Origin of the sequence: Pantoea sp. GbtcB22 (assembly GCF_019091025.1) — a bacterium.
Taxonomy (GTDB): Bacteria; Pseudomonadota; Gammaproteobacteria; order Enterobacterales; family Enterobacteriaceae; genus Pantoea; species Pantoea leporis.
Map to the genome: position 1 here is coordinate 1 of NZ_JAGXKB010000828.1, position 237 is coordinate 237.

The following is a 237-nucleotide window of genomic DNA, read 5'->3' on the forward strand; positions in this document are numbered from 1 at the left end:
ATGGGACAGGGGCTTACGGGAGCTCCAGGGACTTACTCTAAACTAAAGGATCTAGCAATGGGAGCAATACCTGAACCATCGTCCGAAGCCGCACTCACATCGCTTCCAGGAGTGGGTTTCGAATACTTTATGGACGATGACGCTGCCGCAACCGAGAATATGAACAATATGGTTTCCTTCCTACACCAGCATTACTTCCCCCGACTAGCTTGGGCAGGATTGACCCTTAATCCTGCT

The 237-nt window shown here is 50.6% G+C and carries 1 protein-coding gene; it reads left to right on the forward strand.

Annotated features, from left to right (window positions below; all coding sequences use genetic code 11):
- Positions 1-57: 57 nt before the first annotated feature.
- On the forward strand, positions 58-237 hold a 180-nt coding region (locus KVT28_RS28620), incomplete at its 3' end, for a hypothetical protein (protein WP_217551352.1).